General features: G+C 30.0%; 17 protein-coding genes. 5 read left to right on the forward strand and 12 right to left on the reverse strand.

What is annotated here, in order from left to right; translation table 11 throughout:
• Positions 1–2217, forward strand: coding sequence for a xanthine dehydrogenase family protein molybdopterin-binding subunit (locus AC2D6T_RS02005; protein ID WP_484680281.1), 2217 nt, complete (start codon positions 1–3; stop codon positions 2215–2217).
• A gap of 17 nt (positions 2218–2234) precedes the next feature.
• On the opposite strand, the gene AC2D6T_RS02010 is transcribed toward AC2D6T_RS02005, so the two are convergent.
• Both AC2D6T_RS02010 and metG read right to left on the reverse strand, forming a co-directional pair.
• Positions 2235–3137 carry a histone deacetylase family protein gene (locus tag AC2D6T_RS02010; protein WP_484680282.1) on the reverse strand — a complete coding sequence of 301 codons (903 nt, stop codon included), beginning with the start codon at positions 3135–3137 and terminating at the stop codon, positions 2235–2237.
• The gene (gene metG, locus AC2D6T_RS02015) at positions 3137–5218 is read right to left on the reverse strand and encodes a methionine--tRNA ligase (RefSeq protein WP_484680283.1); all 2082 of its coding nucleotides are present in this window, start codon (positions 5216–5218) and stop codon (positions 3137–3139) included. Before metG ends, AC2D6T_RS02010 begins: the two co-directional genes overlap by 1 nt.
• Positions 5219–5342: 124 nt before the next feature.
• Between metG and AC2D6T_RS02020 the strand changes: the two genes are divergently transcribed.
• The gene (locus AC2D6T_RS02020) at positions 5343–6332 is read left to right on the forward strand and encodes a S66 peptidase family protein (RefSeq protein ID WP_484680284.1); all 990 of its coding nucleotides are present in this window, start codon (positions 5343–5345) and stop codon (positions 6330–6332) included.
• On the opposite strand, the gene AC2D6T_RS02025 is transcribed toward AC2D6T_RS02020, so the two are convergent.
• From AC2D6T_RS02025 to AC2D6T_RS02035, 3 genes are all read right to left on the reverse strand, one after another.
• Positions 6329–7150, reverse strand: a complete 822-nt coding sequence (locus AC2D6T_RS02025; protein ID WP_484680285.1) for a hypothetical protein — start codon at positions 7148–7150, stop codon at positions 6329–6331. The two genes, AC2D6T_RS02020 and AC2D6T_RS02025, sit on opposite strands and share 4 nt — an antisense overlap.
• Before the next feature lie 23 nt (positions 7151–7173).
• Positions 7174–8451: a serine hydrolase domain-containing protein gene (locus AC2D6T_RS02030; RefSeq protein ID WP_484680286.1), complete on the reverse strand. Its 1278-nt coding sequence runs from the start codon at positions 8449–8451 to the stop codon at positions 7174–7176.
• 78 nt (positions 8452–8529) lie between these two features.
• Positions 8530–9702: a helix-turn-helix domain-containing protein gene (locus AC2D6T_RS02035; protein ID WP_484680287.1), complete on the reverse strand. Its 1173-nt coding sequence runs from the start codon at positions 9700–9702 to the stop codon at positions 8530–8532.
• Between the two features lie 38 nt (positions 9703–9740).
• Between AC2D6T_RS02035 and AC2D6T_RS02040 the strand changes: the two genes are divergently transcribed.
• Positions 9741–10100 (forward strand): YraN family protein, encoded by a 360-nt coding sequence (locus tag AC2D6T_RS02040; protein ID WP_438989466.1) that lies wholly within the window; start codon positions 9741–9743, stop codon positions 10098–10100.
• A gap of 4 nt (positions 10101–10104) precedes the next feature.
• Here AC2D6T_RS02040 and AC2D6T_RS02045 read toward each other — a convergent pair whose 3' ends face one another.
• On the reverse strand, positions 10105–11478 hold the full coding sequence (locus AC2D6T_RS02045) for a TlpA family protein disulfide reductase (protein WP_484680288.1): 1374 nt from the start codon (positions 11476–11478) through the stop codon (positions 10105–10107).
• Between the two features lie 90 nt (positions 11479–11568).
• Here AC2D6T_RS02045 and AC2D6T_RS02050 point away from each other — a divergent pair, with 90 nt between their 5' ends.
• Complete coding sequence (locus AC2D6T_RS02050; protein ID WP_484680289.1) at positions 11569–12363, forward strand: SDR family oxidoreductase; 795 nt, start codon at positions 11569–11571, stop codon at positions 12361–12363.
• On the opposite strand, the gene AC2D6T_RS02055 is transcribed toward AC2D6T_RS02050, so the two are convergent.
• A complete protein-coding gene (locus AC2D6T_RS02055; RefSeq protein ID WP_298948945.1) occupies positions 12360–12719 on the reverse strand; it encodes a hypothetical protein in 360 nt (119 codons plus the stop codon). The genes AC2D6T_RS02050 and AC2D6T_RS02055 overlap by 4 nt on opposite strands.
• 83 nt (positions 12720–12802) lie before the next feature.
• On the opposite strand from AC2D6T_RS02055, the gene AC2D6T_RS02060 reads away from it, so the two are divergent.
• Positions 12803–13324 (forward strand): CvpA family protein, encoded by a 522-nt coding sequence (locus tag AC2D6T_RS02060; RefSeq protein WP_484680290.1) that lies wholly within the window; start codon positions 12803–12805, stop codon positions 13322–13324.
• A 260-nt stretch (positions 13325–13584) separates the two neighbouring features.
• Here AC2D6T_RS02060 and can read toward each other — a convergent pair whose 3' ends face one another.
• The 5 genes from can to AC2D6T_RS02085 all read right to left on the reverse strand — a co-directional run bounded on the left by can (position 13585) and on the right by AC2D6T_RS02085 (position 19751).
• On the reverse strand, positions 13585–14226 hold the full coding sequence (can, locus tag AC2D6T_RS02065; RefSeq protein ID WP_438989462.1) for a carbonate dehydratase: 642 nt from the start codon (positions 14224–14226) through the stop codon (positions 13585–13587).
• 13 nt (positions 14227–14239) lie between these two features.
• On the reverse strand, positions 14240–16102 hold the full coding sequence (locus AC2D6T_RS02070) for a SulP family inorganic anion transporter (RefSeq protein ID WP_438989461.1): 1863 nt from the start codon (positions 16100–16102) through the stop codon (positions 14240–14242).
• Positions 16103–16400: 298 nt separating this feature from the next.
• On the reverse strand, positions 16401–17159 hold the full coding sequence (locus tag AC2D6T_RS02075) for an SH3 domain-containing protein (RefSeq protein ID WP_438989460.1): 759 nt from the start codon (positions 17157–17159) through the stop codon (positions 16401–16403).
• Position 17160: 1 nt separating this feature from the next.
• The gene (locus AC2D6T_RS02080) at positions 17161–18933 is read right to left on the reverse strand and encodes a BatD family protein (RefSeq protein WP_484680291.1); all 1773 of its coding nucleotides are present in this window, start codon (positions 18931–18933) and stop codon (positions 17161–17163) included.
• A gap of 8 nt (positions 18934–18941) precedes the next feature.
• On the reverse strand, positions 18942–19751 hold the full coding sequence (locus AC2D6T_RS02085) for a tetratricopeptide repeat protein (protein WP_347186583.1): 810 nt from the start codon (positions 19749–19751) through the stop codon (positions 18942–18944).
• Positions 19752–19754: the final 3 nt, after the last annotated feature.

Raw genomic sequence — 19754 nt, forward strand, 5'->3', positions numbered from 1 at the left:
ATGAAACTTCATAAAAACGATAATTTTAGTAGAAGAAACTTTTTAAAAACATCTGTTTTAGCAAGTGGAGGTATGCTAATTGGTTTCAATTTTTTAACAGCTTGCAAACCAGAAGCGAAAATGCCTAAAGATATTGCTAGCCTAAATTTTAACGATTTTAATGCTTACATTAAAATTTCAGACAAAGGCTATGTTACTATTTTTTCTCCAAATCCAGAAATTGGGCAAGGTGTAAAAACATCTATGCCCATGATAATTGCAGAAGAACTTGATGTAGAATGGAAAAATGTAACAGTAGCTCAAGGAATTTTGGATACTAAAAATTATAAAAGACAAATTGCAGGTGGTAGTCAATCAATTAGATCTAACTGGAATGTTTTAAGACAAACAGGTGCCACAGCAAAACAAATGTTGGTAACAGCAGCTGCAAATAAATGGAAAGTAGATGCATCTACATTAAAAGCATCAAAAGGAACTATTACCAATGCAAATGGAGAAACATTAGGCTATGGAGATGTTGTAAGGGAAGCCGCGTTGTTAGAAGTCCCAGAAAAAATAAAACTAAAAGAAATCAAAGATTTTAGCATTATTGGTAAAGATGCCATTAATGTAGATATTGATAAAATTATTACAGGAAAACCATTATTTGGTTTGGATTACAAAACAGAAGGCATGTTGTATGCATCTGTTTTAAGACCCCCTTCTTTTGGGCAAGTTTTAGCTTCTTTTGATGCTACCCAAGCCAAAAATATTTCTGGTGTTGTAGATGTAATAACAATTGGTGATAAAGCTAGAAAATTTTTAGATAAAGGTTATGTAAGTTGGACAGTAGCTTTAAGTGAAAGTGATAAAGTAGTTGTATTAGCAACGTCTACTTGGGCAGCTATAAAAGCCAAAAAAGCTATAAAAGCAATTTGGAAAGACACTTCTCAATTAGAAAGTACAGAATTGCATCATCAAAAACTAACCAGTGTTTTAGATCGTAAAAAAACCAAAGTACTTAGAGAAGATGGTAACTTAACAAAAGCGTTTAAAGAAGCAGATACTGTAATAGAAAGAGTTTATTCTTCTCCTTTTTTACCTCATAATTGTATGGAACCCATGAATTTTTTTGCCAATGTAACTGCTGCTAAAATAGATTTGGTGGGACCCACGCAAACACCAGCTGAAGTTCAAAAATCGGTAGCAGTTCTTTTAGATAGAAAAAAAGAAGAAATTAGCGTAGAGATGACCAGAATGGGAGGTGGCTTTGGTAGAAGATTATATGCTGATTTTGCTATAGAAGCTGCAGAAATTTCAAACAAAGTAAAAAAACCAATAAAAATGGTTTCTACCCGAGAAGATGATATGACTACTGGTATTTACAAACCTTCTGTAAAGTATAGCATTAAAGCATCATTAAAAGGTGGCAAAATAACGGGTTATCATTTAAAAGAAGCAGCCATAAATGGTGGTATGTATGGTGCTATTTCAAACTTTTTTCCAGCAGGATGTATACCTAATTTTAAAGTAGAATCTGCAACCTATAATTCAAACATAACCACAGGAGCTTGGAGAGCACCTTATACCAATTTTTTAGCATTTGCAGAACAAAGTTTTTTTGATGAATTAGCTACAGAATTAAAAGTAGATCCTATTCAATTACGTTTAAATTTACTACAAAAAGTAAAAAATACTACCGATAAGAAAATTCAATATTCTGGTAAAAGAATGGAAGATGTTATCAAACTTGTAAGACAAAAAGGAAATTGGGGAAAATCATCAAATGGAGTTTACCAAGGTTTTGCAGCTTATTACAGCCATAACACACATGTTGCAGAGATTGCAGATCTTGTTTTACAAGATGGTAAACCTGTAATTAAAAAAGTAACAGTAGCTGTAGATTGTGGAGTTGTAGTAAATCCAACTGGTGCAAAAAACCAAGTAGAAGGTGGAGTAATTGATGGTATTGGACACGCAATGTATGCTGATTTTGCATTTAAAGATGGAAAACCGCAGTCTAAAAATTTTGATAGCTACAGACTTATTAGAATGCAAGAAACACCAAAAGTTGAGGTTCATTTTGTACAAAATGAGTTATCGCCAACAGGTTTAGGAGAACCAGCTTTACCACCTGCTGGAGGTGCTGTTGCCAATGCAATTAATGCAGCTTTAGGAAAACGTATATATAAGCAACCTTTTATTAATGATTTAAAAAAGAGTTCTATTTTGGGATAGTTTATTAAAACAAAGATTTAAAAATAAATATCTTGAGCCAATCTAAACGTGTTTGCGTGTGCATTTACAATGGTTTTAATATCTGGAGAGTAGCCACCACCCATAGAACACATGACAGGAATTTTATTTTTAAAACAGGTTTCTAACACAAATAGATCTCTTTCTTTACAGCCATTTACAGTCATGCTTAATTTACCCAATTTATCTGTCTTTAAAACATCTACACCACATAGATAATAGATAAAATCTGGTTTTTCTTGGTAAATAATTTTTGGTAAAGTCTCTTTTAAAATGGATAAATATTGCTGGTCTTTTGTGTTGTTTTCTAAAGCGATGTCTAAATCTGATTTTTCTTTAACAAAAGGATAATTGCTTTTACCATGCATAGAAAATGTAAAAACAGTATCGTCTTTTTGAAAAATTTCTGCAGTACCGTTTCCTTGATGTACATCTAAGTCTACGATTAAAATTTTTGTTGCTAAACCTTTATTTTGCAAATATTTTGCACCAATAGCTTGGTCATTTAACATACAAAAAGCCTCTCCTCTATTAGAAAATGCATGATGTGTACCTCCAGCAATATTCATGGCAATTCCGTATTTTAAAGCAAATTCAGAGGCTTTCATAGTGCCCTCTGCAATCATCATTTCTCTTTCTATAAGTATTTCAGATAAAGGGAAACCAATTTTTCTAGCTGCTTTTTGAGAAAGTGTAATATTTAATAAATCGAAAAAATACTCAGGAGTATGAACCGTAAAAAAATGTTTGTTATTAGGTGTTTTAGGCTCAAAAAAGTTTGCAGGTTTGCAAGTACCTTCGTGCATTAATTGTTGTGGCAGCAAATCATATTTTTCCATAGGAAAACGATGGTTTGCTGGCAATGGATGTTTATATATTGGATGATATGCTATTTTTAGCATCAACTAACCTCCTGTCCGTTTTTAACTACTTTTTCTGGTTCTATAAAAGCCAATTTTCCATCAGGTGTGTCTGTCATTAAAATCATGCCTTGGCTTTCTACACCTCTAATTTTTCTTGGAGCTAAATTTACCAATACAGAAACTTGTTGCCCAATAATATCCTCTGGAGTAAAGCTTTCTGCAATACCTGAAACAATGGTTCTTGTATCAATACCAACATCAACCTTTAATTTTAAAAGCTTTTTGGTTTTAGCCACTTTTTCGGCTTCTAAAATGGTACCAATTCTAATATCTATTTTGGTAAAATCGTCAAATTCTATAGTTTCTTTTTGAGGTTCTACTACTTTATTTTCTTGTTCGTTTGCTAATTTTGTAGCTTCTAATTTTTCTAATTGAAAATCAATAGTTTTATCTTCAATTTTAGAAAATAATAATTCCGCTTTGTTTATTTGGTGGTTTGCAGGAAGTAAAATATCTTTTTCTGTTACGTCTTTCCAAGAATTTTCTATAGCATTCTCCTGTGTCGAATCACTCGAACTAATATTTAAAATGTTTTTTAATTTAGTTGATGTAAAAGGTAAAAAGGGCTCAGAAACTACAGCCAATGCAGATGCAATTTGCAACGCAACATACATAATGGTTTTAGTACGTTCTTCATCAACTTTTATAACTTTCCAAGGCTCTTCATCTGCTAAATATTTGTTTCCTAGTCTGGCTAAATTCATTAATTCTTGAGACGCCTCTCTAAATCTGTAGCGTTCTATAGACTTACCAATACTATTAGGAAACTCTTTTACGCTGTCTAAAATAGCAGTGTCAATCTCTGTAAAATCATTTGGTTTTGGTACGATACCAGCATAATATTTGTTGGTTAACACCACAACTCTATTTATAAAATTACCAAAAATAGCTACCAACTCGTTGTTGTTTTTTGCTTGAAAATCTTTCCAAGTAAAATCATTGTCTTTACTTTCTGGTGCATTTGCGGTTAGAGTGTATCTTAAAACATCTTGTTGATTTGGAAACTCTTCTAAATACTCATGCAACCAAACTGCCCAATTTTTAGAGGTTGATAATTTGTTGCCTTCTAAATTTAAAAATTCGTTGGCTGGCACATTTTCAGGTAAAATATAATCACCATGTGCTTTTAACATACTAGGAAAAATAATACAGTGAAAAACAATGTTGTCTTTCCCAATAAAATGCACCAATTTGGTATCGTCTTTTTTCCAGTAGTCTTCCCAATTTTTGCCTTCTCTTGCAGCCCATTCTTTGGTAGATGAAATGTAACCAATAGGCGCATCAAACCAAACATACAATACTTTACCTTCTGCGTTTTTTAAAGGTACAGGAATTCCCCAATCTAAATCTCTAGTAACTGCTCTTGGTCGCAAACCATCTTCTATCCAAGATTTTACTTGTCCGTAAACATTGGGTTTCCAATCTTTTTTATGCCCTTTTAAAACCCATTCACGTAAAAAATCTTCGTGCCTATCTAAAGGTAAAAACCAATGTTTTGTTTCTTTTACAGTAGGTACATTACCTGTAATTGCAGATTTTGGGTTGATTAAATCTGTTGCATTATGGCTTGTTCCACAGTTTTCACATTGGTCTCCATAACTTTCCTCAAACCCACATTTTGGACAGGTACCTACCACAAAACGATCTGCTAAAAATTGATCTGCTTCAGCATCATACAATTGTGCTGTAGTTTCTTCTGTAAATTCTTTTTTATTGTATAAATCTATAAAAAACTGAGAGGCAGTTTCATGATGTATTTTTTCTGAAGTTCTAGAATAATTATCAAAAGAAATACCAAAATCTGCAAAAGATTTTTTAATAATACCATGATATTTATCGATAATATCTTGTGGAGAAACGCCCTCTTTTTTAGCTCTCATTGGTATGGCAACTCCATGTTCATCTGAACCACAAATATAGGCTACATCTTTACCAGTTAAACGTAAATAACGTGCATAAATGTCTGCTGGTACGTAAACACCTGCTAAATGCCCAATGTGTATTGGGCCATTTGTATAAGGTAAAGCTGCTGTAATTGTATATCTTTTTGGAGCACTCATGTGATCTGTGTATTAATTTTGCTGTGCAAAAGTACGAAAAACAAAATTTTAAAATCGATTGAAAATTGATACATTTACATTCACACAATATTTTGACTTATAGAACCAAGAAACAAAACAAATTTTGAAGAAATTTATAGTATTAACAGCTTTTTTATCGATTTTTTTCTCCTCTGTAAAAGCACAAGAAACATTACAAAGACCAGCTTATTTAACACTTGGAGATTCTATAGCTATTGTTGCACCAGCAGGCATTTTAAAAAACAGACAAGCAACCATAGAAAAAGCGAAAAAATTGGCAGAAAGTTGGGGTTTACATGTGGTTTTAGGAAAATATATTTATGTGCAAAACCATCATTTTGCAGGTACAGATTTACAACGTTGTCAAGATTTTCAAGAGGCTTTAGACAACCCAAATATTAAAGCAATTTGGGCAGCAAGAGGGGGTTATGGTTCTGTTAGAATATTAGATAAATTAGATTACACACAGTTTTTAAAAAGCCCAAAATGGATTATTGGTTATTCTGACATTACAGCGTTTCATAATCACATAAATAACTTAGGTGTAGAAACTTTACATGCAATGATGGCAACTAGTTTACAAGAAAAACCAGAAGAAATTATAAAAACCATTGCTAGTTTTAAAAAAGCACTTTTTGGAGAAGAAATTACATACTCAGTAAAAGCCTCAAAATACAATAGAGGTGAAGTTGATGTTAAAATTAACGGACAATTGATAGGTGGGAATTTGGCAATTTTAACTTCTATGTTGGGCTCTAAAAGTCAGTTAAACACAGCTGATAAAATTTTGTTTATAGAAGAAATTGGTGAGTACAAATATGCTATTGATAGAATGTTGCAAAGCTTAAAACGTGCTAATTATTTTACCAATGTAAAAGCGGTAATTGTGGGAGATATGAGTTTGATTAAAAAGAATACTACAAAATGGGGGAGTTCTATAGAGCAATTAATTTTAGAGGCAATTCCAGCAGATGTTCCTGTATTTTTTAATTTTCCTGCAGGACACGAAGCCGATAATAGAGCTATAATTTTTGGGAGAAATTTACAATTAGCAGTTAGCAGTAAGCAGTATTCAGTAAAGTTTTCTCGTTAAAATTTTGTTTTTATTTCTTCCAAAATTGTATTTGACAATTCTTTTCCTTTTTTATCAATATTTACAAACCAAACATTTGTGGTGCATTTTCTATTAAAAACATCTGTGTTTGATGTGCAATTTTGAATGGTTCCTTTAATCAAATAACCTTTTTTAGTTTTTTCTGCAGTGTAACCATATTCATTATAAAAACCACCATAGGTGTTTTGCCAGATTTTTTTTCCTTTTTTATCGGTTTTAATAACAAACATATCATAGTTTCCTTTTCCAAAAGAACTGGTTGAACCAATAATTAAATATCCATCTTTTGTATTGATGATAGAACTTGCTTTGTCATAACTTTTCCCACCAAATTGTTTTGACCAAATTTCATTGCCATTTTCATAATTCTTTGTCAACAATATCTGTGATGAATTCCCTTTTCTAGAACCAATTGTTGTTACATTTATAGAACCGTTTTCGGTGGCTATTTTTGGTTGAAATTTTAGATTACTCTTTTTATTGAACCTAATATTTTTAGCTCTACCATAAGTAAGTAATATTTCTGTAACTCTATCAAATTGATCTCTGTGTATTTTTATAAAAAAGTTGTTAGTTTGTAGGTATGTTTTGTTATACACTTCAACATCATTAAAACCTTTATTTGTTGATAATTTGAATTGTAACTTGTTTTCTTTAGAAAGTTTAAAGTCAAAATTTATATCTAATTCTTTATTGTGATAATTACCTATTAATCCTTCTAAATCAGACAATAAAACAGGTGAAGAATTGATTTTTTTATAATCCATCGTTTTGCCTGAAGGATAATATTCAGTCATTTTATCCTTATAAAAAACAACTTTTAGTTTGGGATTATTTGTAAATGAAAATACATTTTATTCTCTGAAACCATTTCTACAGTAAAATTTTTCTCTTTCCAAAAAGTTTTTCCGTTTTTCTGTAGAACTTCTACAACACTATTTTCATTTGGATAGGTGTATTTTCCTAAAATAGTTACCTCGTCTTTTACCTTTTTTACTTCATATATTTTTGAATTGTATTTTGGTTTTTGATTTGATTTTGGAAGCAACAACTTTGCTATACTTTGTGCAATTAAATTGGTACTAATATTACCATTATTACTCATTGCAAAAATGGTTAGTTTTTCTTTTGGAAATCGGTATGTTTGTGAATGAAAACCATAGGTTCCTCCTGAATGGTGTACTGCTTTTCTACCTAGTTTATCTTCTAACTCTAAACCAAACCCATAGGTTTGTATTTCGCTATTTGGTATAGATTTTTGACTTTCAATTAGTAAAATACTGTAATTATGCTTTGCGCTTTGTACAGCTTTCTCATAAGTAATTTGGTCTCTTAAAGTTGTAAATAAAAAACCTTCTCCATTGGTTTTGGTAACTGTTGGTACTTCCCACCATTCACCTCTTCCCCAATCAGAATAAGGGTTGGCTCTATTAGGTATTACTTTCATATATCTTTCTACAAAAGAAGTTTCATTCATACCTAAATTTTCAAAGAAAGTTTTAGAGTATTCATTAAATGTTTTGTCAGTTACTTTTTCAATTATTTTGGTAAGTACATTGTAGTTGGAATTACTATAACTGTATCTTGTTCCTGGTTTAAAACCCAGTTCTTCTTGATTTTCTAATAATTCTAAAACATCATCATTATCAAATCCAAATCTTTTCCACCAAACCTCACCTTCTAAATCTAGCAATTCTACATAATCTCGAATTCCACTTGTATGATTTAATAAGTGCCTAATTTTAATTTCCTCTTTTACATTTGGGTAAATTTTAGTCAAGTATTTTCTAATATCATCCTCTAAAGATAATTTTCCATTTAATGATAAATCAAAAATCATTAAAGCTGTAAATTGTTTTGCTGTTGATGCAATGTTTGATCGTGTTTTTTCATCAAATTTTACCTGATGTTGCAAGTTGGCTAAACCCCGATATTTTTCATAAATGATTTTTCCATCTTTAATAATTCCTATAGCAATTCCAGGGTGATTTGGTTTTACTTTAGAATTAATAATTGAATCAATTTTAGCAATTTTATTTTCTTGAGCAATAAAAAATGTGCAAATAAAAAGCGCAACAAACAAAACAATAGTTTTCATAAATATGGAATTAATTTGATACAAAGATGAGGCTTACATAAAGTTGAATCGCTTCAAATCTTGATTTGAGACTAAGTATTAGCTTAGTTTTTGTAAATAATCTTTAGGTGATAAACCAGTGCTTTTTTTAAAAGCTCTATTAAAAGTTGCTTTGCTATTGAAACCACATTCAAATGCAATACATAAAAATGTTGATTTTTTATGCTCACCTTTTTTTAGTTTTTCTTTTACAGCTTCTATTCTATAATGATTGATAAAGTCGTTAAAATTCATCTCAAATCCAGAATTGATACTTTTTGAAACTGTTTTTGTATTTGTTTCTAATAATTTTGAAACATCAGTAAGTGTTAGTTTTGGGTTTTGGTATATTTTTTCTTTATCAATTAATTCTATTATTTTTTGCTTCCAAAACTCAATTTCTTTTTGGTTGATATTTTCTTGTTTTGGTTTGTCTTCTTTTTCGGCATCAGAAAAAACATTGATACTTTCTGAATTCACATCACTTAAAAAAGCCATTTTTACAGCATTTGCATATCCATTTATGGAAATATATAGTACCACAAAAGAGAAAATGATATAATGCCAAAATTGACTGCCAAATTCTCCCCATTCAGGATTTAGTATAAATAATAAAACTCTTAAAATTAGAATTGCTAAAAATGCAACTAAGAAATTATGAATCCATTGAAACAAAATGGAATCTGCAAAACTTACCTTATCATAAACTAATTTTTTATATTTAGAGTAGTGTTTTAAACTCAACACTAAATAAAACCCCATAGAAATAACACCTGCTATTTGATACCAATTTGCCAAATCTTTATCTCTACCATCTGCATAAAAATAGAATTCATCTAAAATAAATTTATCAGTTATAAAAACGATTAGGCTATAACACAAATACAAAATTGCTGGGATAAAATGTATCCAATCTTTTTTAGAGATTTTAAATTGATTGTTTAGTAGGCTTTTTGTGTAAAAATAAATAACTGGGCCAATTAATAATACTTGCATAAAAGGCACAAAAAATAAAATTTCTCGGGTTATTTTATTGGCATACCAATTTGCGTAACCTAACATATATGGTGCAATATATAGCGCACATAAAAACAACAAAAAACTCAACCATTTACTAGCTCTGTTTTTATAAAAAAATCCTTTTCTTAACAACAAATAAGAGAATACAACTCCATGAAAAAAGAAAATAAGTAACAGTGAACTTTTTTGTCCAAAACCAAAAGGGAAATCCATAGAGTTTAAAAGTAAACAATAATTTGTAATTTCACACAATGGCGCAACATAATGATCTTGGTAAAAAAGGAGAACAACTAGCTATCGATTTTTTAATTAAAAACGATTATAAAATCTTAGAAAAAAATTACCGTTATTTAAAAGCTGAAGTAGATATTATTGCCATAAAAAAAGATGTTTTAGTGGCTGTAGAAGTAAAAACAAGATCTACCAATTTTTTTGAAGAACCACAAGATGCTGTAAAACCAAAAAAAATTAAATTAATGGTAAGTGCCATAGATTATTATGTTATTCAAAAAGAGTTAGATGTAGAGGTTCGTTTTGATATTATCGCAATTGTGCATCAGCAAAACCATACAAAAATTGAGCATTTAGAAGATGCTTTTTTGTATTTCTAAAACGCTAAAGTTTATCTATAAAAGCCTCTAATTCTTTTAGTTCTTCTGGATTTGCAATAATTTTTTTGTTTGCATCTAATACAAAATAAGTAGGTGTTGCATTAATGTTATAGGTTCTTGCTATCTTGTTTTCCCATTTATTTAAACCCAAAACATGATGCCAATTGGGTAGGTTTACTTTCATATTTTTCCAACCAAAATCATTTGTTTCTAAAGAGAAAGCAACAACTTTAATATTGTTTTTATCTTGTAAAAATTTATGTAACACAGGTATTTCTTTCAAACAATGAGAACAACTTGTACTCCAAAAAACCAACACATAATTTTCGGCATCATTTAGCGTAGCTAATTCAAGTTTTTTTCCATTTTCTGTCCAAGAAAAGTTAGGTGCTACTCTGCCAATTTTTGTAGCTAAAAGTTTTAGTTTTTCTTCTTTAAACTTTTTATTTTGTAAGGTTTCTGGTAATTTATCGAAATAGTTTTTAAACAAATGATCTACCATTTTTATGTTGCTATTTTGCTCAAATTGGTCAATTAAAAACTCAATAATATCTTTCTTAAAAATCGGATCATTAATTTTTGTAAACACTTTTTCTACAGAATTTTTATAAATTTTTTGTTGTGTTTCTGCATCATCAGAATAATTAATGTAAAAAATATAATCGGTAATTCTATCAACCAAAAAAGAGGAGTTTTTAAGAGCTGTGTTAGAAAAATCCATATTATCAAAGAAAGTACTAGTTATATTAGACATGTAGTCTTGCACAGTGGTTTTAATTTCTGGTGGATTTGCCCTTAAAGTAGCCTTTATAAAAGGTTTTACATACATATTTCTAGTACTATCTAAATATTTACTTTGTATTGTATTTATGGTAGCTAAGCTTTTTTTGTAGGCTGTTTTAAGATCGAAGTTAGGGTTTCTAATGGCTGTAATTTGCAAAGAATCTAACTTTTGTTGTTCATTAGAGATTTGTGTAAGGTAGTTTTTATACACAATATTTTCATCAGATTCTGAAAACAAAACAGTTTGTTCTGGGTAATCTGGATGAAACGTAAAACGGATATTTTCTTTATTAAAAATAAAATCTACAAAGCCTGCTTCTTTTGTTCTGTAATTTATTCTATAAGAACCTACTTTGGTACTCGCTGGTAAATTAAATTGAAAAGAACCAATTTCTTGCTTGTGGCCTTCTATTAAAATGGTATCTTTTTGTATGGTTGTATTTTGAATAAAATGTTGTCTTGTGCCTTCTATTCTATATAACATAACCCAATCTGTATCTACCGTGTTTGTCATAGTTGCGTTCACCAAATATTGTGCATTTGCAAATGAGGATATTAAAAATATAAAAGCGAGTAATTTTTTAAATTTTAGCATTGTAATTGTGTTTTAAAAAAAAGATAGTCAATAAGTATATCAAAAATACTATTTCTAAAGCAAAATAGGTATCTTGTATTTTAAAAAACAATGTCTTTATCAAACAAAGTAATTTGGGTTACAGGAGCCTCTTCTGGTATTGGAAAAGCACTAGCCATAGCACTTTCAACTAAAAATGTAAAATTAGTACTATCATCTAGAAATATAGAGGCTTTAGAAAGTGTAAAAAATCTTTGCAAAGAGCCTAAAAATGTACACATTATTCCTTTAGATTTAGAAGATTTTAATTCTTTAAAAGAAAAAGCAAACCTTGCTATAAATGCTTTTGGTCATGTAGATATTTTAGTGAATAATGGAGGTGTTAGTCAGCGTTCTTTAGCACACGAAACACAAATTGCAGTAGACAAACGTATTATGGATATAAATTATATTGGTACAGTTGCACTAACAAAAGCTATTTTACCACATTTTATTGCTAATAAAAAGGGGCATTTTGTGGTAACTACTAGTATTGTTGGTAAAATTGGTACTCCATTAAGATCTAGTTATGCCGCTAGTAAACATGCTTTACATGGTTTTTTTGATAGTTTACGAGCAGAAAACCATAAAAATAATATTGTTGTTAGCTTAATTTGCCCTGGTTTTATTAAAACCAATGTTTCTAAAAATGCACTTACAGGAAATGGAACTGCATTAGGAAAAATGGATGTTGCAACAGGAAAAGGTATGTCTGCAGAACGTTGTGCAACGTTAATAATAAAAGCAATAGAAAAACAAAAAGCTGAGGTATATATTGCTGGTGCTAAAGAAAAAATGGGTGTGTATGTAAAAAGGTTTTTTCCTAAACTGTTTGCTGTTTTAATAAGAAAATTGAGTGTAACTTAGTCTGCAAAGTAGTTTAATGCCTCAAAATAATTTACAATAGCTTCTTTCATTAAAACGGTTTGTTCTCCTGGTTTTAAATTGGGTAATTCTGTTAAAACTTTATAGTGAGGCCAGCCATCATCATCAAAAAAATCGAACTCATAATACCCATAAGGTTCTAATAATTTGCAAATAGCAATGTGCATTAGATTTACTTTTTCGTCTTTTTTAAACTTTCTGTTTCCTTGCCCTAATTCTTGAACACCAATTAGGTAAATAATTCCGTCTATATTTAACTCATCACCATCTGCAAACTGATTTGTTAGTTTTTCTACTAACAAAGTCCACATTTCTTTAAGGTTACTAATTTTTGGCATAGCATTTGGATTTAAAGGTGTAAAGATACAATGCCTATTTTTAAATTTTAAAAAAAAGATGTAGGTTTACCAAAACTATTTTAATGAATATTTTTGATATTATAATTGCTGCGCTTTTAATTTTTGGCTTTGTAAGAGGCATTATGAAAGGGCTTTTTGTAGAGGTAGCTTCTTTAGTTGCTTTAATTGGTGGTGTGTATGGAGCCATACATTTTTCATATTTTTTAGGTGATTTTTTAAAAGAATACGTCTCTTGGTCAGAAGAATATATTTCTTTAGCAGCCTTTGCAGGCACATTTATAATTATTATAATTATTATTGCCTTGTTAGGTAAAGTGTTAACAAAATTAGCAGATTTTGCAGCTTTAGGAATTTTAAATAAAATATTGGGTGGCGTTTTTGGCGTACTTAAAATAGGCTTAATTTTAAGTGTAATCTTTATTTTTTTTGGTAAAATGAATAACACCATTCCTTTTTTAGACAAAGAAACCTTAGAGAGTTCTATTTTGTTTGAACCTGTAAAGAAAATTGCTCCTACCATATTTCCTTCAATCATTAAAGATGATGATAAAGAAGGTGTAAATCCCCTACATATAGAGATATAGTTTTTGCAATTTTTTTGTGAATTACTATAAAAATTATTGAGCGAAATCTTTACTTTATTTTTTAAAAAACTAAATGAGGTTATTTTAAAAGTTTAAAATTTCTGTTAATTTAAGAATAGTCGTAAAAACCTATTTATTTTAGATTTCTGTATTCTAATTTAAATAACATCTATAATTACTTTTTAGAAAACCTCTTTTGATAATTGCAAAATATATCACCAGAAAAACAGACAAAAAGTTCTTTTTATAGCACTTCTTTTTTAGTCCAAGTCTAAGGTAAAAATACTGTCTAGATGTGCGGCACTGTCCATAGAAACTTTTAAGTCTTTTATAATACCATTATTTAAACCATAAACCCAACCATGTATTTCTAAGCCTTCCTCTTTTTTCCAAGCATGTTGTATAATAGAGGTTTTTGCCAAATCATAAACTTGTGCAATTACATTTAGCTCTACCAATCTATCAAATCTTTTTTGGTCGTCTTTAATTTTTTTAAGTTCTGTAAAATTGTCTTTGTATACTTCTTTAATATTGCGTATCCATTTATTAATTAAACCTAAAGATTTATTTTGCATTGCAGCTTGTACACCTCCACAACCATAATGACCACAAACAATTACGTGTTTTACTTTTAAGTGATTTACAGCATAATCTAGAACGCTTAACATGTTCATGTCTGTGTGTACAACCATGTTTGCAATATTTCTATGTACAAATATTTCTCCTGGTAATGTGCCTGTAATTTGGTTTGCTGGCACTCTACTATCTGCACAACCAATCCATAAAACAGGTGGATTTTGACCTTTAGATAATTCTTCAAAATACTTTGGATTGTTATCTAATTTTTTTTCTACCCAATCTTTATTATTTTCTAATAATTGATGATAATAAGTCTTTTTCATGATTTTATATTTTTTAGTATTTATCTTCAACGTTTTGTTTTATCCATTCTACACAGTCATCAAATTCTTCAAAAATATGTTCTCTAAGAATAAGGTCTGGAATAATATCGATTCTTTCCATCATATATTTTGGTTGTTCTTGTAAGCCCACAAATAACACTTCTACCTCTTTATTTTTAAGGTCCATTAAGGTGTCTTCTAAGGCATATAAACCAGATTGATCTAAATAGTGCATGTTAACTAATCTCATTATTACTTTTGATGCAGTAGAGGGTATTTGCCCAGCTAATTGCTGAAAATCACTTGTAGAACCAAAGAACAGAGGTCCTTTTACGTGCTTTATAAAAACTTCTTCTCTTAATTCTTTAGGAAATCCTTTTTCATCGGGCCACGATTTTTTATCTAAATTCTTTACTAAACTTCTTTTGCCTGTAATGTCTCCAATTTTTTTCATAAACATTAAAGAGGCAATTACCAAACCAATACCCACAGCATAAATTAAATCCCAAAAAGTAGATAAAAACAACACGACTAACATAATAATTACTTCTGAGCTTAATTTTATGGGACCTAACTTCATATCTTTAGGTAAATACGGTATTGCTCTTAACCCTTTATAATCCATTACATTAATACCTACGGTTATTAAAATACCAGCTAAAACTGCCGCAGGAATTTTAGAGGCTATAGGTCCTAACGCTAACATGATAACTAAAAGCACTAAACCAGCTAACATACCAGAAAGTTTGGTTTTACCACCTGCATTAATATTTACTACTGTTCTTATAGTTGCACCTGCACCAGGTATACCTCCAAAAATTGCTGCAATACTATTTCCAATACCTTGCCCAACCAGTTCTTTATTGGGTTTATGTTTGGTTTTGGTCATGTTATCTGCAACTACACTTGTTAAAAGGGAGTCTATAGCACCTAAAAGCGATAGTGTTAAGGCTGTAAAAATATAGGGTGAAATTGTGCTAAAACTAAACTCTGTAATAATTTCTAATTTTGGCATTGGTATGCCTCCAGGAATTTCTTGTATGGTTCTGTAATCTAAACTAAAACCTACAGCAATACCAGACATTACTAATAGTGCAACTAGTGTGCTAGGTATTTTTGTTGTGATGCGTTTAAAACCATAAATAATAAAAATGGTGCCTAAAGCCAAAGCTAATTCTAACCAATTTATATTTTTAATGGCTCTTGGAAAAACTTTTATAGCACCAATAGTACCAGAAGCTTTTTTTGCGGCAAGTGTTTGAGATTCTTTTAAAATTTGTGCTTCAGTAATCTTTTTTCCTCTTTTTGTAGTTTCTTCAAAGTTTTCTAAAATTAAAATACCTTCGCCAGCTTCTTCTTTTAAAATATTTTCTAAAATAACTTCTTGTGCTTGGGGTTTAAATTCTTCTACAAAGTTCATATCTTCTTTTGGATAATAACCTACAGATGGCAATACTTGGGTTAATAAAATAATTAAACCAATGGCAGTCATAAATCCAGAAACTACTGGGTATGGTATGTAGCGAATATATTTACCAAAACCTAATAAGCCCAAGCCTATTTGAAACAAACCAGCTAACAAAAATACAGATAAAATTGCTGGTAAAGCTTTAGAAACGTCACCATCGTTGGCAGCAACAATACCTGCAATAATTACCATACTTACTGCTGTCATTGGCGCTGTTGGACCCGATATTTGTGTATTTGTACCACCAAAAAGTGCTGCAAAAAAACTAATAAAAATAGCCCCATACAAACCTGCTGTTGGCCCTAAACCAGAAGAAACACCGAAAGCCAATGCTAATGGAAGCGCAACAATACCTGCAGTTATACCACCAAAGGTATCTCCTTTAAGATTAGAAAAAAAAAATTTCATTTGATTTTGATTGATTGTTTCAAAGTAATAAATCTATTTTAAATAGCCTTTTTAATTCTTAAAAGTACAACTTTTATCAAACAAAATAAGCCTATCTAAAAAATTAATTCAACTTTGATTTTGAGCAAATTCAAGAATTATATGTAACTAATCTTAAATAACCAAGATTTCTTTAATTTAAGTGTCAACTGCATTCGTTTTTAATTAAAATATAATCCTTTGATAAACAGTTGTTAAATAGAGCTAATGTTGTAGTTAATTTTATAGGAACAATGTAATTTTTTTAAAAGTATTAGTTTTAAAAAGTATTTAGTAGTTTTATTTCTTCTGCTATAATCCAACCTTGTTTGCCATCTGCAATTTTAATTTTTTTCCAATTATCTATGGTATCTAAAACGGTAACTTTTGTACCTTCATGTAAGGTAAAAATTTCTTCTGAATTGAAAGTAGGTGCATTTCTAACTTCCGTTTTTGTAGCAAAAACAATAGCTTGTACATTTTTTTTAGATTGACTGTATTGCTTGTAAGTTATAAAAGTTGTAATTATTAACAAGAGAAAACCAATCATACTTGTAGTAAAATAAAGTCTTTTCTTTTTGGGGATTTCTGCAAAGTAAAATAACAAAAACATTAGAGAGGATACAATGGCTAATAAAACAACTACAATTGCCCATTGATTATAAGTTAATTGTTGTAAGTAATTTGCATTTAATTTTTGTAATAAGGTTTTAGGTATTGCTTCTATGTTGTCTAAAGCCAAACGTTTTGCAAATACTAAATTGTTTTTTACATCTTGGTTTTGCGGATTTAACTGTAAAGCTTTTTCGTAGTAAAAAATGCTAGGGCCTACTTTATTTAACTTGTAATATGCATTTCCTAAATTATAGTATAATTCAGCTGAAATTGCGTTTTGATTTATAATTTCTTCGTAAACTTTTATGGCTTTTTCATACTCTCCATTTCTATAGTTTTCGTTAGCAGATACAAACAAACTATCTAAACTTTGAGCCGATGTAAAGTGGGCAATTATCAACAATAAAAATACAAGCTTTCTCATTTTATAATTGTTTATCTAATTGTACAATAACTTCTTTTGCTCTTTCAAACTCTTCTTTCATTTGAGTGGCTGTAAATGGTGTATAACGTGCAAAATCTGAACTTTTAAGCACTTCTATAAATTGTTTAATAGTTTCTTGATCTACATTTTTATCCTCTAACAAACTCGTTATTTTTTCTTTACTAATATCTGCAGTTTCTATACCTAATTTAGCTTTTAAGTAATTGTGTAAAGCACGTTCTAAAGCTTCGTAAAAAGCTTCTTTTTTGCCCAATTGTTTTTGGGCTTCAGATAAATATTTTTTAGCTAATTTATTTGCTCTTCTTAATTTGTTGCCCACTAGATCATTATTTCTTTCTTGCTGTTTTTTACCAATAAAAACGGTAATAGGTATTGCAAATAAGGGCACTAAAAATAAGATGTAAAACAAAGTAGATTTAAAGAAACCTGATTTTTCTTGAGTTATAAAACTTGTTTTTGTGGCTATGTATCTAAAATTTTCTCCCGTAGCAACTACATTTTTTTTGGTAACAGTTGTTGTATCTGAAGTTACCAGTTCTTTACCTTCTTGTACATCAACATAAAAATCTTCTGTATTAATTGTTTTGTACTTTTTTTCTTTAGGATTAAAGTAAGAAAACGATACACTTGGTATTTTGTATTTTCCCTTATATTGTGGCACTACAGTGTATGTATCTGTTACAGAGCCCGAAATTCCGTTAGTGTTTGTTCTTACTTTTTCTTTTCTTTCTGGTTGATACATTTCTAATTCTGCAGGAGTGGTTATAGTAGGTAATTCAAATAAATTTAAATTCCCCTTACCAGAAATGGCTACTTTTATTTGAGATGTTTCATTGGCTTTTAAAACATCTTTACTAAGCGCAACATCAAATTTAAAATCGCCAACAGCACCCGTAAAATTATTAGGTTTGCCTTCTATAGGAAGACTTTTTGGAATGATTGTTTTTTTGGCTGATGCAAACTCTCTTCTTACATTTTTTGTAATGATGTTACCAAAAAAATCTGCTCTTCCAGAAGGTACACCAATTATAATATCCATTTTCATAGGATCTATGGTTAATTTACCGGTTTTTGTGGGAATTAATAAGGCTTTTTGTAAGACAATATATCTATAATCTTCGCCATTATATTTGCCCATTTTTACTGGGTAACCATTTATTTTTATGTTCTGATTCCAAAAACCATTGTATTGTGGTGCTTCTTTTACATTGGTATCGTATACGCTTACATTTTCGCTTACATACAATCTGTATTCTACATAAATACCTTCGCCCACAAAGGGTTTAGATTTAGAAATTTCTGCAACTAAATGAATGTTTTGTTGGGCAATATAATTAGGATCATTGGGGTCTTTTGGAATTTCTACAGCATCTAAAACAATAATTTTTACAGGGTTTGATTTTATTGTTTTGCCTCCTATTTTAATGCTAGCACTTCCAATAGAAAGTTCTCCTTTTTTTTTGGGTTGAATAATATATGTATAAGACTGTAAAAAAGTAACTTTTCTACCACTTGGTGTTTGAGATATCGATTGGCTAACAGACTGACTTGGTCCACCAACTACTTTAAAATTGTTGAAATTGGGAGGTGTAAAGTTGTCTGCACCTTGTTTGTTTATAGAAAATATGACCCGTAAACGTTGGTTTACGCCTAATTTATTTTTACTAACTTTTGTTTTTAGGGTAGCTTCTTGCGCTGCTAAAGAAAAACTTAGCAAGCCAATAAATACGATTATGTAAAACTTCAATTTCATTTTCTTTTTTACCAGTCTTTTTCTTGTTTTACTTTTTTGCCTTTTGCTTTTTTAGCATTCATTTTCTTTTGGGTTTTTTTCTCCTCGTTATTTAAGTTTTCTAGCAATTGTTTTATTTGTTGAGGCGTCATTTTACCCTGTTGTGGTTTTGGTTTTTCTGGATTTTTTTTATTGTCTTTTTTTGGGTCTTTGTTTTTGTCTTTATCCTTATCTCCTTTACCGTCTTTATCTTGATCTTTGTCTTTGTTTTTATCTTTGTCTTTGTTGTCTTTATTTTTATCGTCTTTGTCTTTCTTATCTTTGTCCTTATTGTCTTTGTTCTTATCTTTATTTTTATCGTCTTTATTTTGTTGCTTTTCTTTCTCTAAAAGCTTTTTAGCTACTGCTAAATTGTAACGGGTTTCATCATCCGAAGGATTATTTCTTAAAGCATTTTTAAAAGCATCTACTGCACCTTGATAGTTTTTAGACTCCATCATTGCATTACCAAGATTATGGTAGGCTTGTGCTTTTGTAATTTTATCTGTAGCTGTTTTTGCAGTAAGTTCGTATTGTGGTATTGCCTCTTTAAAATTTTTATTTTGATATAAAGCATTCCCTAAATTATAGGTGGCTTTATCGTAATTAGAGTTGCTACCTAATGCTTTTTGGTACGCTACAGAAGCATCTGTAAATTGTTGTTTTTTATACAAATCATTTCCTTTACGTAACAATTGTCTTGCTTTTCTTTGTTTTGTAATGGTATCTTGTTGAGCTAAAATATTTTTGGTTGAAAATAGCATCAAAAAAATAATAAGTGCGTACTGTATTTTTTTCATGGG

This window comes from Polaribacter sp. YIW18 (genome assembly GCF_057219325.1).

Bases quoted from the DNA above. Each gene is read 5' to 3' on its own strand.
- AC2D6T_RS02005 (WP_484680281.1), top strand. From the start codon at position 1: ATGAAACTTCATAAAAACGATAATTTTAGTAGAAGAAACTTTTTAAAA.
- AC2D6T_RS02010 (WP_484680282.1), bottom strand. From the start codon at position 3,137: ATGCTAAAAATAGCATATCATCCAATATATAAACATCCATTGCCAGCA.
- metG (WP_484680283.1), bottom strand. From the start codon at position 5,218: ATGAGTGCTCCAAAAAGATATACAATTACAGCAGCTTTACCTTATACA.
- AC2D6T_RS02025 (WP_484680285.1), bottom strand. From the start codon at position 7,150: ATGACTGAATATTATCCTTCAGGCAAAACGATGGATTATAAAAAAATC.
- AC2D6T_RS02030 (WP_484680286.1), bottom strand. From the start codon at position 8,451: ATGAAAACTATTGTTTTGTTTGTTGCGCTTTTTATTTGCACATTTTTT.
- AC2D6T_RS02035 (WP_484680287.1), bottom strand. From the start codon at position 9,702: ATGGATTTCCCTTTTGGTTTTGGACAAAAAAGTTCACTGTTACTTATT.
- AC2D6T_RS02040 (WP_438989466.1), top strand. From the start codon at position 9,741: ATGGCGCAACATAATGATCTTGGTAAAAAAGGAGAACAACTAGCTATC.
- AC2D6T_RS02045 (WP_484680288.1), bottom strand. From the start codon at position 11,478: ATGCTAAAATTTAAAAAATTACTCGCTTTTATATTTTTAATATCCTCA.
- AC2D6T_RS02050 (WP_484680289.1), top strand. From the start codon at position 11,569: ATGTCTTTATCAAACAAAGTAATTTGGGTTACAGGAGCCTCTTCTGGT.
- AC2D6T_RS02055 (WP_298948945.1), bottom strand. From the start codon at position 12,719: ATGCCAAAAATTAGTAACCTTAAAGAAATGTGGACTTTGTTAGTAGAA.
- AC2D6T_RS02060 (WP_484680290.1), top strand. From the start codon at position 12,803: ATGAATATTTTTGATATTATAATTGCTGCGCTTTTAATTTTTGGCTTT.
- can (WP_438989462.1), bottom strand. From the start codon at position 14,226: ATGAAAAAGACTTATTATCATCAATTATTAGAAAATAATAAAGATTGG.
- AC2D6T_RS02070 (WP_438989461.1), bottom strand. From the start codon at position 16,102: ATGAAATTTTTTTTTTCTAATCTTAAAGGAGATACCTTTGGTGGTATA.
- AC2D6T_RS02075 (WP_438989460.1), bottom strand. From the start codon at position 17,159: ATGAGAAAGCTTGTATTTTTATTGTTGATAATTGCCCACTTTACATCG.
- AC2D6T_RS02080 (WP_484680291.1), bottom strand. From the start codon at position 18,933: ATGAAATTGAAGTTTTACATAATCGTATTTATTGGCTTGCTAAGTTTT.
- AC2D6T_RS02085 (WP_347186583.1), bottom strand. From the start codon at position 19,751: ATGAAAAAAATACAGTACGCACTTATTATTTTTTTGATGCTATTTTCA.